Genomic DNA, 16,086 nt, shown 5'->3' with positions numbered 1-16,086 from the left:
AAAATGATGGGAAATTTTAACACAGTTTTGGGCAAATCAGACCGCTTTTACCGCCAATTTTACAAAACTTAATGTGAATTTTGACCGCCTTTCATCACACTTGCCACCACTGCCGTCAAAATACAACCCACCGTCAGATAAATCGCCACATAAGTCCAAGAACCGCCATTTAAAGTGGTCAAAAATGCTGCGATGAATGGTGTAAAACCCCCGCCGACAATGCTCGCCAGCTGATATCCCACGCCTGCCCCACTGTAGCGATGCTCCGCACCGAACAGCTCGGTGAATATCGGCTGATGAACGCTCACTACCATGTCGTGAGCCAAATTGGCAAGTAAAATGGAAAACACAACAATCCAAAACAGCGAGCCGTTTTCTAGGGCAATAAAAAATGGAAACGCACACACCGCACCGATGATACCGCCGATGACGCACATTCTTTTGCGTCCAAATTTATCCGCCATGTACGCAAAAAACGGAATGGAGATACAGCTAATCGCCCCAACCATCAAAGCGATGTTTAAAAAGATTTGCGAATCCATGCCCAAATGTTCGGTAGAATAGTTGAGTGCAAAAGTCGTTACCAAATACATGGTCAAAAGTTCGGCAAGTCGTAGGGCGATGATATAAAAAAAGCCTTTGGGGTTTTCTTTGACGGCATGAATGATGGGTGGTATTTTTAGGGCTTTGGCTTGTTTTTGTACTTTCTCGGTAAATTCCACCGACTCATCTTGGTCTTTGCGAATGTACATTGCCAAGCCCACCAGCAGGACGCTTGCGATGAAAGGGATTCGCCATGCCCATTCGGTGAATGCGTCTTTGCCAAAAATAAGCGTTACCAGCGACACCGACCCTGCCGCCAACATCAGACCCACGCCATAGCCGACTTGCACGCCACTGCTATAAAAGGCTTTTTTGTGTTTGGGGGCGTTTTCTACCGCCATCAAAGTCGCACCGCCCCATTCGCCACCGACCGCAAAGCCTTGTATGGCTCGCAAAATCACCAACAAGACAGGGGCAAGCCAGCCGATTTGTTCAAAGTTTGGCAAAAGTCCAATCAAAACAGTCGCACCACCCATCAAAAAGACGGTCAAAAACAGCATTTTTTTGCGTCCAAGTTTGTCGCCAAAATGCCCAAATACCAAGCCCCCAAGCGGACGAAACAAAAACCCCACCCCAAAAGTGGCAAAGGCGGCAAGCGTGCCCATTTGTGGCGAGACATTGGGGAAAAATTGGCTTTTAAACACCAGTGCCGCCACCAGTCCATACAATAAAAAATCATACCAGTCCACGACCGCCCCCACAAAACTGCTTAGGGCGGCTTTTTTGGCACGGCGTTCGTCATCAGGGTTTGGCGTGTTGGCTACATTGGCAATCTGGCTCATGGCGTTCTCGATTTACTGTTGCGTTGGTGATTTTAATCATCAAATCTGGTCATTCAAATCATAACTAATAGTTTTTAATTAATAAAAATACATAAAAGACTATCTTAATACAAAATTGCCAAAATTGCGAACATTTCGTGTCGTTGTTTTTTGTCAAATGGCGCTTACCAGCTTATACCTGCTGAACTGATAAAGTAATACAACTTTTGTAGGTTGGGGGCTGAGCGTAACCCAACATTTTTAGTGTAACTTATTGATTTTGTTTGGTTTCGTTGCACTCAACCCAACCTACGACATCACATCATTTGGCAATAATCTTAACATTTGGTAGGTGTAATAACGCATCCTAGCATCTTTATGCCAAAAACGAATAAGAAATCGCTATAAAAACGCCCTCAACTTTGTTATGCTATGTCTATCTTTTTTATGGAAATGCTTTTATGAACATTGCAAATAACATCACCGATCTCATTGGCAACACGCCACTGGTCAAAATCAACGCCCTAAACACCAGCAGTGCCAATCTTTTTGCCAAATTGGAATATTTCAACCCAGCAAGCTCCGTCAAAGACCGCATTGCTTTATCTATGATTCAGGAAGCAGAAAAGTCGGGCGAGCTTAAAGCGGGCGACACGCTGATTGAGGCAACTTCGGGCAATACAGGCATTGGTCTTGCGATGGTTGCCGCTGCTCGTGGCTATCAGCTCATCATCACCATGCCTGAGAGCATGAGTCTAGAACGCCGTGCCTTGCTGCGTGCTTATGGGGCAAAATTGGTGCTGACCCCAGCAAGTGAGGGCATGGGCGGTGCGATTGCCAAGGCAAAAGAGCTTGCCGAGCAACATGGCTATTTTATGCCACGCCAATTTGACAACCTTGCCAACCCAAAAATCCACCGTGAAACCACCGCAGAGGAAATCTGGCGTGATACGGACGGTCAAGTGGATATTGTGGTGGCAGGCATTGGCACAGGCGGTACAATTACTGGCGTGGGCGAAGTACTAAAAGCTAAAAACCCAAATGTCAAAATCGTGGCGGTAGAGCCTGCTGATTCGCCTGTGTTTAGTGGTGGCGAGAAAGGTCCACACAAATTACAAGGTCTTGCCCCTGGGTTTGTACCAAGCATTCTAAACACTGCCATTTATGATGAGGTCATCACGGTTACCACTGAAAACGCCTTTGATACTGCGCGTTTGATGGCGTCAGAGGAAGGGATTTTGGTGGGCATTTCAGCAGGAGCGGCAGTGTGGTCAGCCCTACAAGTGGCAAACCGCCCAGAAAATGCTGGCAAAAACATTGTCGTCATCATTCCATCATCAGGCGAGCGGTATCTTTCAACGGCACTGTTTGCGGATTTGGCTCAGTAAGGCGTGCCGTCAGTGCTAAATTTTAGCAACACAAACCCCGTTATCCTGTATAATGGGGTTTATTTTTTTGGAAAAAATCATGACCCCCAGCCGTAATTTTGATGATTTGATGACGCTCATGCGTACGCTTCGCACCGAGTGTCCGTGGGATAAAAAGCAAACCAACCTAAGCCTGCTCCCTTATTTGCTTGAAGAAAGTCATGAGCTTATTGAGGCGACTCATGAGGGCGACTTGACCGAGATTAAGGGCGAGCTTGGCGATGTGCTGTTGCAAGTGGTCTTTCATGCCGTGCTGTACGATGAGCAGGGTGAATTTGACATGGGTGAGGTGATTCATCATCTGATGGAAAAGCTCATTCGCCGTCACCCCCATGTTTTTGAAAAAGAAACGCTCACCACGGACGAGGCGGTGAAACAGCGTTGGCAAGAAATCAAAGCCCTTGAAAATCAAGGCAAACCCAGACGCTTATTATCCGATGTCAAGGCAGGCACGGCACTTGACACCGCCCAAAATCTGCAATCTGCCGCCGCCAAAGTGGGATTTGATTGGCAAAATCTAGGCGGTGTTTTGGACAAATTGACCGAAGAGTTGGGCGAATTAAAGGCAGAATTGCCAAGCGATGACTTTGCCTATCGCACAGATGCTTTGAGCGATGACCAAAAAAGCAAAATCGCAGGCGAGCTTGGCGATGTGCTGTTTGTGCTGGCGAATTTGGCACGGCATTTGGGTCTTGATGGCGAGATGGTGCTACAAGGGACGAACGCCAAATTCAAACGCCGTTTTGCCTTTGTGGAGGAGTCGCTCATCAAAGACGGCAAAAGTTTTGCAGACAGTAGCTTAGAAGAGATGGATGAATACTGGAATCAGGCAAAAGATGAGCTGGGCAAATAAGCTGTACCGATTAGGCGTATTGGCAGGTGTTTTGGGGCTTGGCGTTCTGTCAAATGTGGCGATGGCAGATCCGCCCAAGCAGTGCTACATGGATGCGGTGAGTGCTTATCGGGCGATGAGCCATGCTCAAACGCTTGCGAAAAAACACGCCCTAAAACTCAACATCAACACCGCCACCGCCAGCGACTTTGCCAGTCTGTCGGGCGTGGGTGTGAATACCGCTGAGCGTATCGTCCGCCATCGCACGCAGGTAGGACGATTTGCCAGTGTTGATGAATTGTTGCAAGTCAAAGGCATAGGCGAGGTGACCTTGAACAAAAACCGCCACCGATTGAGCGTGGCGGATTGAAAAAATCGTAAAAAACAGCGGTTATGTTCGCTTTTTTTGCCAAGAACGGTTAAAATAGAGCATTTAACCTTTTTATTTTAATATCGCTGTCAAGGAGAATTTCGCCATGGCGAATAGGCCTGCGAACTCTGGTAAATCAAACAAACCAAACAGATCAAAAAAATCTAAGAAAAATCAATCGCTTGTCGTGTATCAAGATCAGGCGCTTGGGCTTAGCCGAGCAGACTTGCCGCACAGCATCATCGAGGTGGTCGGCACGCTGTCACGGGCAGGCTTTGAGGCGTACATCGTGGGGGGCGGTGTGCGTGATGGGCTGCTTGGGCTTGCACCGAAGGATTTTGATGCGGTGACGAGCGCACGCCCGCACGAGATTAAGGCGATTTTTGGGGGGCGCTGCCGCATCATTGGCAAGCGTTTTCAGCTGGCGCATGTCTATTCTGGGCGTGAGTTGATTGAAGTGGCGACTTTTCGAGCGCCGCCCAAGGACGACACGCACACCACCGATGAGGGCATGATTACTCGTGATAATGTCTGGGGCGACATCAATCAGGACTTTGCACGCCGAGATTTTTCCATCAATGCCTTGTATTATCAGCCGATTGCAGGTGAGGTGCTCGACTTTTGTGGGGCGATTGACGACATTCAAAATCGCACGCTCAGACTCCTAGGCGATGCCAAAGTGCGTGTGGAGGAAGACCCTGTTCGCCTGCTCCGTGCCTTACGCTTTAAGGCGAAATTGGGCTTTGAATTTGATGATGCGCTTGCCAAGCAGTTTCATGCGGACAACTGGGCGCTGCTTGAACAGGTCTCTGCGCACCGCCTGTATGACGAAACCCAAAAAATGTTCTCTGGTGGTTATCTGACGCCACTGCTGCCGATTTTGTTTAAATATGGGGCGATGGATCATCTGATGGCATATGCGCCCAATGAACCGTCCGCACTCATGAACGCCATCGCCAAGAACACCGACCACCGAGTGAGCTTGGATAAAGGTGTGAATCCTGCGTTTTTCTATGCGGCACTTTTGTGGGAAAATTATCTGCATCAGCTTGCCAAATTTAAGAAAAAAGGCTTACCATTCCACGAAGCGCAAATCAAAGCCGCTGCCAAAGCCATCGACATGCAGCGTGTCAAGACCGCCATTCCGAAATTTGCCGAAGAGTTCATCACAAGTATTTGGCTCATGCAGCCAAAGCTTTCCAGCCCACGCGTGCGTGACATCGCCAACCTAGAACGCCACGCCAGATTCCGTGCGGCATTTGACTTTCTCATCATGCGAGAGCAGCATGATGATTCTGCCCTGTCCGAGCCGACCCATGGCATGGGGGCGTGGTGGCAGGCGTATCAAGATGCAGACGCAGGCACTCGGGCGCAGATGGTGGAGCGTTTTGCCAATGGCGGCAGTGCCACAGGGCTTGCCTCTCGCCGTCGCCGTAGCAGAGCAAGCGATGAGCTGATGCAGCTAAAACAGCTGTCCAGCCGTGATGATGAGCCTGTGCGCTCATCGCCTAAGCCTTTGTTTGTGGTTGAAGGTGCGGATGAATTTTTAGCGACAAGCGATCATGCACCCAAAGAATCATCAAAGCCTGTGCCTCGCACCCGAGCGGTGAGCGTACCGACCTTTGCGCAGGTGGATTACACCGATGAGGACTTTTTAAAGCTGCTTGGTAATGATGAGCCGTACATTCCAGCGTCTCGCTACCGTAAGCGCCGCCCTTCATCGACGCTCTCCATCAAAGAGCGTGAGCAGGGCTTGACGGAGAATGATGGGGTGACAGATGCGCCCACCAAGCCAAAGCCCACCAAGCCCCGTAAGACCAAAGCGGTCAAAGACACAGCCACGCCAAGCCAAGAAAAGAGCAGCGCACCTGCCAAACCAAGACGGCGCAAAAAATCCAACGCCAAGCCAAGAGCAGGGGACTAAGATGAAGACGGTCTATATCGGCTTGGGCGGCAACATCGCCAATGAACATGGTACGCCCAAGGCGCACTTGCAAAATGCGGTGAGTGCATTTCAAGAAAGCGCCCATTTTAAGAATGTGGCGGTGTCCTCTTTTTATTCATCAAAGGCTTATGGCGTAACGGATCAGCCAGACTTCATCAATGCCGTGCTAAAAGCCGATACTGATTTGGCGCCCATTGAATTGTTGGATTTTTGCCAAAGTCTGGAAAATCATGCAGGGCGAGTGCGCCTGCGCCATTGGGGCGAGCGCTGTCTTGATGTCGATGTGCTATTGTATGGCGATAAAAACATTGAAAATGAGCGTTTAACCGTCCCGCATAAAGAATTAACCTTGCGAAACTTTGTCGTCATTCCAATGTTGGAGCTTGATCATGACCTAGCCGTCAATGGGCAGCCGTTAAAAGAACTGGTAGCGGCGAGTGATTGGGGTGGGCTTGAGCTTTTATAAGTCTAATTTAGTTATTTGGCTAACAGTTATTTTTAAGCAAGGTGTATTATGTGTTGTTTTGAATTGAAATTGTTGAGTGGTGCGTGATATGCGCCTTTGCAATTAAAAAAACAATGTAGTTTTTGGACAAAAGTTTAATGACCTACCTATCCGAAAAATCCAACAATCCCATCACCCTATCCACCCTTGTCAAATATAAAAAAACTGGCGAAAAGTTTAGTTGTTTGACTTGTTATGATTCAAGTTTTGCCCATTTGATGGCAATTGCCGAGATTGATGTCATTTTAATTGGCGACAGTCTTGGAATGGTGGTGCAGGGGCAGACTTCTACTTTGCCTGTTAGTGTTGCCGATATGGTCTATCACACCCAAAATGTCGTGCGTGCCAATAGCCACGCCCTAATTATGACCGATTTGCCGTTTATGAGTTATGCGACTTTGGCGGATGCGGTTGCTAACGCCCGTGCGGTAATGCAGGCAGGGGCGAATGTGGTGAAAATTGAGGGCGGTGGCGAACTTGCTGAGATTGTCAGCACACTTGCCAAAAATGGTGTGCCAACTTGCGTGCATTTGGGCTTAACCCCGCAATCGGTGAATGTGTTTGGCGGATATAAAGTGCAAGGCAAAACCGATGCCCAAGCCGAGCAATTATTAAACGATTGCGAAACTTTGGTAAATGCAGGGGCGAGCATTATCCTACTTGAATGCGTGCCTGCCGAGCTTGCCAAAAAAGTAACCGAAAAATTTGCCGTGCCTGTGATTGGCATTGGGGCGGGCGTGGATACGGACGGACAAGTCTTGGTAATGCACGATATGCTGGGCGTTTATACCAAAAAGGTAGCCAAATTTGTCAAAGACTTTTTAAAAGACAGTGGTAATGAAACAGGCGATATTTTGGGGGCATTTGTTAATTATCACAATGCGGTAAAAAATAAAAGTTTTCCAAGTGTGGAGCATAGTTTTTAAATAGCTATTTATGACTTACAACGAGAAAAATAATGAAAATTTTTAACACCATAGCCGAACTCCAATCCGAATTAAACTCACATCGTGATGAAAAAATCGCCCTCAAAGTTGGTTTAGTCCCCACAATGGGTAATTTACACAAGGGGCATATTAGCCTTGTTAATATCGCCAGACAGCACGCCGATATTGTGGTGGTGAGTATTTTTGTCAATCCTACTCAATTTGGCGTGGGCGAAGATTTTGACAGTTATCCACGCACGCTGGACGATGATTTGGCACAATTAAAAACTGCGGGTGCCGATATTGTGTTCGCCCCGAGCGTCAATGAAATGTATCCGACTTATCCGCCCAATGTGCAGGTATTAAGTGGTGGAATGGCTCAAATTTTATGCGGAAAATCTCGCCCCACGCATTTTGACGGCGTGGGATTGGTGGTGGGTAAATTGTTTAATATTGTCCGCCCCGATGTTGCTATTTTTGGTAAAAAAGATTATCAGCAATTAGCCATTATCCGCCAGTTAAATGATGAATTAAATTTTGGTATTAAGATTATCGGGGCGGAGATTGTCCGAGCCGATGATGGGCTTGCCTTGTCATCAAGAAATGGCTATTTAACGCCTGACAAAAGAGCCATCGCTCCTGTTATTAACCAAACTTTACAAAAAATCAAAGCCGATATTTTAACTGCTGATTTTGAAAATTATGCCAACATTATGCAAAAATATCATAATGACTTAACCAATCTGGGTTTAACAGTAGATTATTTAGAGCTGTATAATGATAGGCTACAAGCCCCAACGCCTGATGACAAAAACCTAGTGGTTTTAACTGCGGTGTTTGTGGGTAAGGCAAGATTATTGGATAATTTAGAGATAACTTTATAGGGAATAAAAATAAAATGACAACCCTATTTCCACAAATCATCATCGTCTCTGGGCGTTCAGGCTCTGGCAAAACTTCCGTGTTAAATATTTTGGAAGATTTTGGGTTTTATGTGATTGATAATTTGCCGTTGTCGTTGGCGGTCGATGCCATCAAGCGTCTGACGGTAGATGACAGCATTCACAAGATTGCTTTGGGAATTGACAGTCGCTTGCCACAGGCGGATTTGGCAAGTTTTCCAAGTTTGCACCAGCGCCTCAAAGACGAGTATGGCGAGCGAGCGGTAACGGTGCTGTACGCCATCGCCGAAGAGCGAGTGCTGGTGGCTCGTTTTGGTTCAACTCGCCGTGTGCATCCACTGCTTGCGACCAAGGGTAATTTGCCCAACGCCATTCACAGCGAGATTGCTCTGCTTGAACCGATTGCAAGCCTTGCCGATATTAAGATTGACACCAGTCTGCTCAATGTCCATGAGCTCAAAGAAAAAGTGCGTGATTATCTGGGCTTTGAAAATCACATCACGGTCAATCTGCTGTCTTTTGGCTTTAAATATGGCATACCGCTGGATTCGGATTTGGTGTTTGACATGCGTATTTTGCCCAATCCACATTGGCATGAACAATTGCGAGCTTTGACAGGGCAGGATGAGCCAGTCAAGGCGTTTTTTGCAGGATTTCCCGAAGTGGATGAGATGGCAGACGACATCATCGCCCATCTATTAAAATGGCTGCCACACTTTGTCAATAACAACCGCCACAGCATGACGGTCGCCATCGGCTGTACGGGCGGCAAGCACCGTTCGGTGTATGTGAGCGAGAAAGTGGGGCGGGCTTTGGAGGCAGGTTTGCCGCCGCAGTTTTTGGTTCGCACCAAGCACCGTGAGAAACGCCATTGGTGAGTTTGATTTAGCCATCTGATTGATTTTTAATGAGTTTTTACTGATTTTATAATTTTTTTAAAGAGTGAATGTATGAATATTGATTGGTCAAAACAAGACATGAGAGTGTCTCGCACCGAAATTAAAAAATCCCACGAACGCTTGCAGGCATTGGCAACACCGCTTGCCAATTTGTCCAAAAAACAGCTTGCCAATTTGCCCGTGAGCGAGTATTTTTTGGACGAATTAAAGCACTTGTCCGACATCAGCAGTGCCGCCGCCAAAAACCGCCAAATCAAGCGCGTGGGCAAGCTCATCATTGAAGAAGACCGCCACAGCCTAACACAGGCGTTGTTTGAGATTAAATTTACCAAAGAGCAGATGGCAAAGATTGAGACTTGGTTTGCTCGCCTAAAATTAAGCGACGAAAGCACGATCAAGCAATTTGTTAAGCAATTTAACGCCAGCGAATTTAACAGCATTTATCAATTATTATTGTGGGTTGAGTACGCCAAGCATTTAAATGATGACGAACTTTTGACAGAAAGCGTGACGGATTTGGAAAGTTATGTCAAAGAAGTGGCGATTTTGTCGGTGTGATTGATGACTTGTGATGAATGATTCACAAATCTACATCAATGAAAAGGAGAACCTCTATCAAATTGAAATAGTATTACGCAAATGTGCGGTGATATAATACGCAGTCGTTGATTATAGAGCCAATTTATAGCCAAGCCGTTCGCCTTATCATTGGGGTGAGCGGTTTTTTGCAGGATAATCAACGAGTTATGAATTTTAATACCGAGCAAACTTATGTCAAAATTTACCCTTTCTGCCCTGACGGTGGGCGTTTTATCAACATTCGCTCACGCTCAAGATGAGCCAATGTTCCACATGGAACCCCATGTTGAATTAGAGACGATGAATGTTACCGTCTCCAAAGAAGCAGGCAAATATGTCGCCATCAAGCCCAATTCCCTAAAAGATGACACACCTCTTTATGAGACTGCCCAATCATTGAGCGTATTGACCCCACAGCAGGTTGAGCAAAAACAAGCGTCCACCGTTGCCGAGCTTTTGGAAAATGTCGCAGGCGTGTCGTCAGGCGTGCAGGGCAGACGGGGCTGGGACGATTTCATCATTCGTGGGCAGGTCGCCAGCAGTCAGATGTATGTCGATGGCATGCGTGTACAAATGTCCTCCAACAACCTACGAGCGTGGGATGTGGCAGGGGCAGACAGCATTGAAGTCGTCAAAGGCGTCACCACCACAGACTATGGCATGGCAGTGCCAAGCGGTATTGTGAACATAACTTCCAAACGCCCAGAGAACGAGACTTTCGCCAAAGGCAAAATCACGGTGGGGAGCTTTGACAACAAAGAATTTGCCTATGATGTCAACTACGCTCCCAATGACAGCCACAAAGGAGCATTTCGCCTCAATGGTCGCTTCTCCGACCGTGATGACGCCACCGACCATGTCTATTTTAAGGACAATTACATCGCCCCAAGCTACACGGTGGATTTGGGCGATAAGACGGATTTGACCTTGCTTGCCAGCTATCAATGGCGTGAGTACATTCGTCAGCAGGGCTTGCCACACAACAACAGCACCGATCTGCGTACTGGCGTTACCACCATCAATAACGCCCATGAAAAATACAGCCCCAAAACTTTCTTTGGTTTTCCTGATTATGGCTACGAGCAAAAAACCTTGCGAGCAGGTTATGATTTGGCACATCAGCTCAGTGCTGATTTGACTTTCAAATCCATTTTTGCCCTGACCAAAACCGACACGGACGGCAAGCCTGTTTTGGCAGGCGGTACGAATAACTTTTACCAAAATGGCACAATCCCACGCCGTATTGACAATCAAGTCAAAAAAGACACCATGCTTACTGCTGATAATCGTGTACAATATCGCTTTGACACTGGGGCGTTTGAGCATGATGCGGTGGTGGGGCTGGATTTCTTGCGTGAAAAGAGCGATTATTATCGCCGTCAGGACACCGCTGGTAACTTTAACGCCAACACGCCTGATTATACCGTACCAAGCGTTACGCAAGGTAATGCCAGCCAAAACATCACCACCACCCAGTACGCAGGCTTGTACGCCAAAGACAGCATTCGCTACAACGATTTTATCTTTGGGGCGAGCGTTCGCCACGACTGGGCAAGCACCAATGTGGATAATCTTGTAACAGGGGCAACCGCCAAACGCTCCGACAGCGAGCTGACTGGCAACTTGTCTGCGATGTATGATTATCAAGGCAAATTCGCCCCTTATGTGAGCTTTGGCACTTCGTTTTTGCAAAACACCGACACCGATAAAAACGGCAATGTGCTTGCCCCAGAAACAGGGCATAATGCCGAGATTGGCGTGAAATTTCAAGGCTTTGACCGCCGCTTGCAAGGCTATGCGTCCATCTATGACCTAGTCCGCAAAAATGTCGCCGAAACCGTCTATGAAAGCGGTCGTAATGCAGGATACAGCGAATTGGTCGGCAAACAGCGTACTCGTGGCTTTGAAATTGAAACCGCCTATGTGATGAACAACCAATGGAACATCTCAGGCTCGTACAGCTACATTCCGACCGCCAAAATCGTGGAAAACAGCCATACCGCCAACATCGGTCAGCGTATCAGCCAAATCCCAGAGCATTCTGCGTCTGTCTCGACCCAGTACCATTTTAGCCCCGACCGCTTGGGCTGGTATGTGGGTGGCGGACTTCGCTATCAAGGCGAACGCACCGCATGGCGCAACCAAATCGCCAATAATGGCAATGTAACTCGTCATTTCATCGATTTGCCAGCCTATACGGTGCTTGATGTCAAGGCAGGCTATGAGAGCAAAAACTGGGGCGTGGGTCTGGCGGTAAAAAACCTGACCGACAAAGATTATTTGGTGGGTACAACCCCAAATGCCCAGCTTGTGTCCTATGGCGAGCCACGCAATGTGCGTGCGACTTTGACTTTTAAATACTAATCTAAAAACATGGTACGGTCTGTAGGGGCGAATTGCAATTCGCCCCTACGGTTCGACCATGATTTTGTCAATTTTTATCACCATTCACCGCAACAACTGTCATTTCTTTTCACATCAAACCGAGAACCACTGTGGATTGGCAAGCAGAACTCATCACGGCATTTTTTTGGCTGTTTAAAGCCTTTTTTTGGGTGGCGCTGTCGCTGTCCGTGTTCGCCTATGGGCTAAAATTTACCCCCTTTGGACAAAAATTTTGGCACATCGCTCGTCCTTGCCTTGACCGCACCAATGTCGTCAAGGCGTTGGCGATGATTGGCGTGCTGATTTTGTTTGTGCTACTGGAAGTCAAAATCAGCGTGCTCAACACCCAATTTTACAACAAATTATACAGTTCGCTCCAAGACATGAACGCACAGGCATTTTGGTTTTTTGCTCTGCTCAATGCCAGTTTGATGATGTTTAAGGTTGCCCAAGAAGTCGTGGACAGATTTGTCGGAGAAGCCTTTGAAATCAAATGGTTAGAGCGGTTCAATAGCGTGCTTTTGGAGCGGTATTTGGCGGATAAAAACTACTACCGCCTACGCCACGCCCACGCCCCTGACAACATCGACCAGCGTATCGAGCAAGACGCCAAAGAGTTCATCACCACCACCGTTGAGATGGTGCGTGGCGTGCTCAACGCCGTGATGAGCATCATTGAATTTACGGTGATTTTGTGGGGCTTGTCGGGGATTTTGTCGCTGTTTGGGCTGTCCATACCCAAAGGCGTGGTGTTTTTTATTTATGCGTTCATCATCGTGGCGACCGCTTTGTCGGTGTGGATTGGCAAACCGCTCATCAGGCTAAACTTTGACAAAGAACGCTTGCACGGCGATTATCGCTATTCACTCATCAGGGTGGCGGACAATGCCGAATCCATCGCTTTTTATGATGGCGAAAAACAAGAAAAACGCCAATTGTCCGAGCGATTTTCGGCAATCATCACCAATCGCTGGGCAATCGTCCGCCGAATGCTTGGCTTGGACGGCTTTAACACGGGCGTAACCCAGTTTGCCATGCTGCTGCCACTCATGCTCCAAGCCCCCAGATTTTTTGCAGGCGAGATTAAACTTGGTGACATGCACCAAACCGTACAATCGTTCAACCGTCTCATGCGAGCGTTGTCGTTTTTTCGGCTGTTTTATGAAACATTCACGCTGTATCAAGCACGGCTTAACCGTTTGCATGGATTTTTATCAAGGGTGGATAAGTTGGGCGAGCTACCCAAAACCACCACCAAAACAGACGGCATGGCGCTTGTGTTACAAAACTTTGGCGTGCTGACGGCGGACAGTCAAAGCCTCATCAGTGCGGTCAATATCACGCTAAAAAGTGGCGATGCCCTGCTCATTCAAGGCAAATCAGGCGTTGGCAAAACCACGCTGTTAAAGGCGATGGCTGGGATTTATCCGTTTGAGACGACAGGTAATTTGACCATGCCAAACGCCAAAACGCTCTTTTTACCCCAACGCCCCTACATGCCACAAGGCACGCTGAAAGAAGCGATTTGTTATCCTGACATTACCGCAAGCGATACAGACATTGTCCGTGCGATGACGATGTGCCATCTGTCCAAACACACGCACGCCCTTGATGTGGTGGGCGATTGGCAAGCCAATCTTTCCATTGGCGAGCTACAACGAGTGGCTTTCGTGCGAGCGTTGCTTGTGAAACCCTTGGTGATTTTTTTGGATGAAACGACATCAGCAGTCGATGAGCCGACCGAGTTTGCCCTATACACCACACTCAAAAATGAACTACCCCATGCCATCATCGTGAGTGTGGGACACAGAAGTACGCTGAATGGCTTTCACAATCAGGTGCTAAGGTTATAAGATGACGAACTTTTGACAGAAAGCGTGACGGATTTGGAAAGCTATGTCAAAGAAGTGGCGATTTTGTCGGTGTGATGCGCCGTAGCCTGGCATCTTATCGTGATGATAAAAAATACAGCCAAATGACGGATCATTTGGCTGTATTGTTGTATTCCCTTGGCGATGTTGCCCTTTGCATGAACTCCATGTACACAGCGTCTTCCCTAGTCGGCGTATCCATTTGCCTTATCCTTTGCTGTGTGCATAGTATCGCAAAATTGGCACGCATACGCCATTGGCAAAAGTCGTCAATATTTGTAAGCGATTGCCGACAAGCAGCTTTCATGTACAAAAAAGCCCGCTTAACTGCAGGCTTTTTGTGTTGTGGTGATTATTTTTTCTCACTTCTGACTTTATTGATCAGAAAATCCACCACTTCGGTGACTTTCTTGTCTTCGCCATTCACCACATAAGTGCCATGCACCACCACCGCAGGCACGCCCGTCAGCTGATAACGCTGCGCCCCTTGTTTTGAGCGCTCGATTTTGGTGCTGACTGGGAATGAATTATAAAAGCTGTTAAACTTCGCCTTGTCCACGCCTTGTGTGGCGTACCAATTCGCCAGATTTTCTTGATTGGCGATGATGCTTCTCTGACCGTCTTTGTGAACAGCATCAAATAAGGCTTGGTGCGTTTTATTTTCAAGACCCATTTGCTGAGCGGCATAAAAGCCACGAGCCGTCACCTCCCAAGTAGGGTTCATGGCAGCAGGCGTGCGGAAAAATGCCACATCTTTGGCACGAGTCTTCGCCCAAGCTTGCATGTGTGGCTCTAAGGCGTAGCAATGCGGACAGCCATACCAAAAAAACTCACGCACAACAATGACATCGCCTGCGATGTTTTCTGGGTTGGCAAGCTTTTGGTAGTCTCGACCTTCCACGAAGTCGGCCGCAAACGCATGGCTGGCAAAGGCGATAGAAGCGGTCAAAGTAGCAAGTTTTAGGGCGTATTTCATGACGAAATCCTTATAAAATGTGGTCAATTTGCCTTAAATTTAAAGCAAAATCATTAAGAAAAACGGTCAATATGGTATAGTTTACCAAATTTTTTGAAAATTTTGAATGTGAAAAATATGGCATAGTTTACCGCATTTTTTACAAAAAGTGGTAACAGATTTATTAACCATGCTTTGCAAATTGTGTTAATTTTGCATAAACAGCCCATAAATTTGCCAAAAATCACCAAAATGACACGCCAAGCTGGCGCCAAAGTAGCAAATTTTGCCTGAAAATGATAAGATAGGCGGGCGGTGTTCAGACGGTCTCGTCAAAGGCACATTTAATGGATAACTTGGAAAATACAATATGATGCAGCAAACAACGCAGCACACAAAGGTCAATGCCGACTTTGACGAAATTGGTAAATTTACTCGCCTGGCCGATGAATGGTGGGACAGACAGGGGGCGTTTAAGTCCTTGCACGACATCAATCCTTTGCGATTAAACTGGATTGAAGACCGTGTGGCTGAGCATCTGGGTTCGCCTTTGCTTGGCAAGCAGATGGTGGACATCGGCTGTGGCGGTGGCATTTTGTCGCATTCTATGGCGGTGCGTGGCGCAAGTGTGCTGGGCGTGGATTTGGGCGCAGAAAACCTAAAAGCAGGCGAGATTCATGCCCAGCGTACTGGTATGGCAGAGAGTTTGTCGTTTCGCTGTGTGGCGGTCGAAGAGCTTGCCAAACAAATGCCAGCAAGCTTTGATGTCGTCACCTGTATGGAAATGCTTGAGCATGTGCCAAATCCGTCCGCCATCGTGCAAGCGTGTTTTGATTTATTAAAGCCAGGTGGCGTGTGCGTGATGAGTACCATCAACCGCAATCCAAAGTCCTATCTGTTCGCCATCGTGGGGGCGGAATATGTGCTACGCCTTGTGGATAAAGGCACGCATGATTATCATAAATTCATCACGCCAGCCGAGCTTGACCAGATGGCAACAAGAGCAGGCTTTGATCGCTTTGATATGACGGGTTTGCATTATAATCCGATCACCAAGCATTTTTGGCTGTCCAATCGTAATGTTGATGTCAATTATATGATGGCATTCACCAAAAAAGCCTAAGGA

The 16,086-nt window shown here is 47.4% G+C and carries 14 protein-coding genes; 12 read left to right on the top strand and 2 right to left on the bottom strand.

The window, feature by feature from the left end:
* Nucleotides 1-68: 68 nt before the first annotated feature.
* The gene (gene shiA / locus LU290_RS10175) at nt 69-1,385 is read right to left on the bottom strand and encodes a shikimate transporter (RefSeq protein ID WP_277808464.1); all 1,317 of its coding nucleotides are present in this window, start codon (nt 1,383-1,385) and stop codon (nt 69-71) included.
* A 440-nt stretch (nt 1,386-1,825) separates the two neighbouring features.
* Here shiA and cysK point away from each other — a divergent pair, with 440 nt between their 5' ends.
* From cysK to LU290_RS10120, 11 genes are all read left to right on the top strand, one after another.
* Complete coding sequence (cysK, locus tag LU290_RS10170; RefSeq protein WP_277808463.1) at nt 1,826-2,752, top strand: cysteine synthase A; 927 nt, start codon at nt 1,826-1,828, stop codon at nt 2,750-2,752.
* A gap of 79 nt (nt 2,753-2,831) precedes the next feature.
* Nucleotides 2,832-3,644 carry a nucleoside triphosphate pyrophosphohydrolase gene (gene mazG / locus LU290_RS10165; RefSeq protein ID WP_277808462.1) on the top strand — a complete coding sequence of 271 codons (813 nt, stop codon included), beginning with the start codon at nt 2,832-2,834 and terminating at the stop codon, nt 3,642-3,644.
* Nucleotides 3,628-3,993 (top strand): ComEA family DNA-binding protein, encoded by a 366-nt coding sequence (locus LU290_RS10160; protein WP_277808461.1) that lies wholly within the window; start codon nt 3,628-3,630, stop codon nt 3,991-3,993. The genes mazG and LU290_RS10160 overlap by 17 nt, the downstream gene beginning before the upstream one ends.
* Before the next feature lie 106 nt (nt 3,994-4,099).
* The gene (pcnB, locus tag LU290_RS10155) at nt 4,100-5,917 is read left to right on the top strand and encodes a polynucleotide adenylyltransferase PcnB (protein ID WP_277808460.1); all 1,818 of its coding nucleotides are present in this window, start codon (nt 4,100-4,102) and stop codon (nt 5,915-5,917) included.
* Between the two features lies 1 nt (nt 5,918).
* Nucleotides 5,919-6,404: a 2-amino-4-hydroxy-6-hydroxymethyldihydropteridine diphosphokinase gene (gene folK, locus LU290_RS10150; protein ID WP_277808459.1), complete on the top strand. Its 486-nt coding sequence runs from the start codon at nt 5,919-5,921 to the stop codon at nt 6,402-6,404.
* Nucleotides 6,405-6,541: 137 nt separating this feature from the next.
* Nucleotides 6,542-7,369 (top strand): 3-methyl-2-oxobutanoate hydroxymethyltransferase, encoded by an 828-nt coding sequence (panB, locus tag LU290_RS10145; protein ID WP_277808458.1) that lies wholly within the window; start codon nt 6,542-6,544, stop codon nt 7,367-7,369.
* Between the two features lie 32 nt (nt 7,370-7,401).
* Complete coding sequence (panC, locus tag LU290_RS10140; protein WP_277808457.1) at nt 7,402-8,253, top strand: pantoate--beta-alanine ligase; 852 nt, start codon at nt 7,402-7,404, stop codon at nt 8,251-8,253.
* A gap of 14 nt (nt 8,254-8,267) precedes the next feature.
* Nucleotides 8,268-9,149 carry an RNase adapter RapZ gene (gene rapZ / locus LU290_RS10135; protein WP_277808456.1) on the top strand — a complete coding sequence of 294 codons (882 nt, stop codon included), beginning with the start codon at nt 8,268-8,270 and terminating at the stop codon, nt 9,147-9,149.
* Between the two features lie 72 nt (nt 9,150-9,221).
* Nucleotides 9,222-9,728 carry a ribosome biogenesis factor YjgA gene (gene yjgA / locus LU290_RS10130; protein WP_277808455.1) on the top strand — a complete coding sequence of 169 codons (507 nt, stop codon included), beginning with the start codon at nt 9,222-9,224 and terminating at the stop codon, nt 9,726-9,728.
* A gap of 213 nt (nt 9,729-9,941) precedes the next feature.
* Nucleotides 9,942-12,113, top strand: a complete 2,172-nt coding sequence (locus LU290_RS10125; RefSeq protein ID WP_277808454.1) for a TonB-dependent receptor — start codon at nt 9,942-9,944, stop codon at nt 12,111-12,113.
* Between the two features lie 131 nt (nt 12,114-12,244).
* Entirely contained in the window at nt 12,245-13,987 is a 1,743-nt protein-coding gene (locus LU290_RS10120; RefSeq protein ID WP_277808453.1) for an ABC transporter ATP-binding protein/permease, read from the top strand.
* A 370-nt stretch (nt 13,988-14,357) separates the two neighbouring features.
* Here the strand turns inward: LU290_RS10120 and LU290_RS10115 are convergent, their stop codons facing one another.
* Nucleotides 14,358-14,981 carry a thiol:disulfide interchange protein DsbA/DsbL gene (locus LU290_RS10115; protein ID WP_277808452.1) on the bottom strand — a complete coding sequence of 208 codons (624 nt, stop codon included), beginning with the start codon at nt 14,979-14,981 and terminating at the stop codon, nt 14,358-14,360.
* Nucleotides 14,982-15,330: 349 nt separating this feature from the next.
* Here LU290_RS10115 and ubiG point away from each other — a divergent pair, with 349 nt between their 5' ends.
* Nucleotides 15,331-16,083, top strand: coding sequence for a bifunctional 2-polyprenyl-6-hydroxyphenol methylase/3-demethylubiquinol 3-O-methyltransferase UbiG (ubiG, locus tag LU290_RS10110; protein ID WP_277808451.1), 753 nt, complete (start codon nt 15,331-15,333; stop codon nt 16,081-16,083).
* Nucleotides 16,084-16,086: the final 3 nt, after the last annotated feature.

This window comes from Moraxella nasibovis (genome assembly GCF_029581575.1).
Taxonomy (GTDB): domain Bacteria; phylum Pseudomonadota; class Gammaproteobacteria; order Pseudomonadales; family Moraxellaceae; genus Moraxella; species Moraxella nasibovis.
This window is presented reverse-complemented; position numbering and strand designations above follow the sequence as displayed.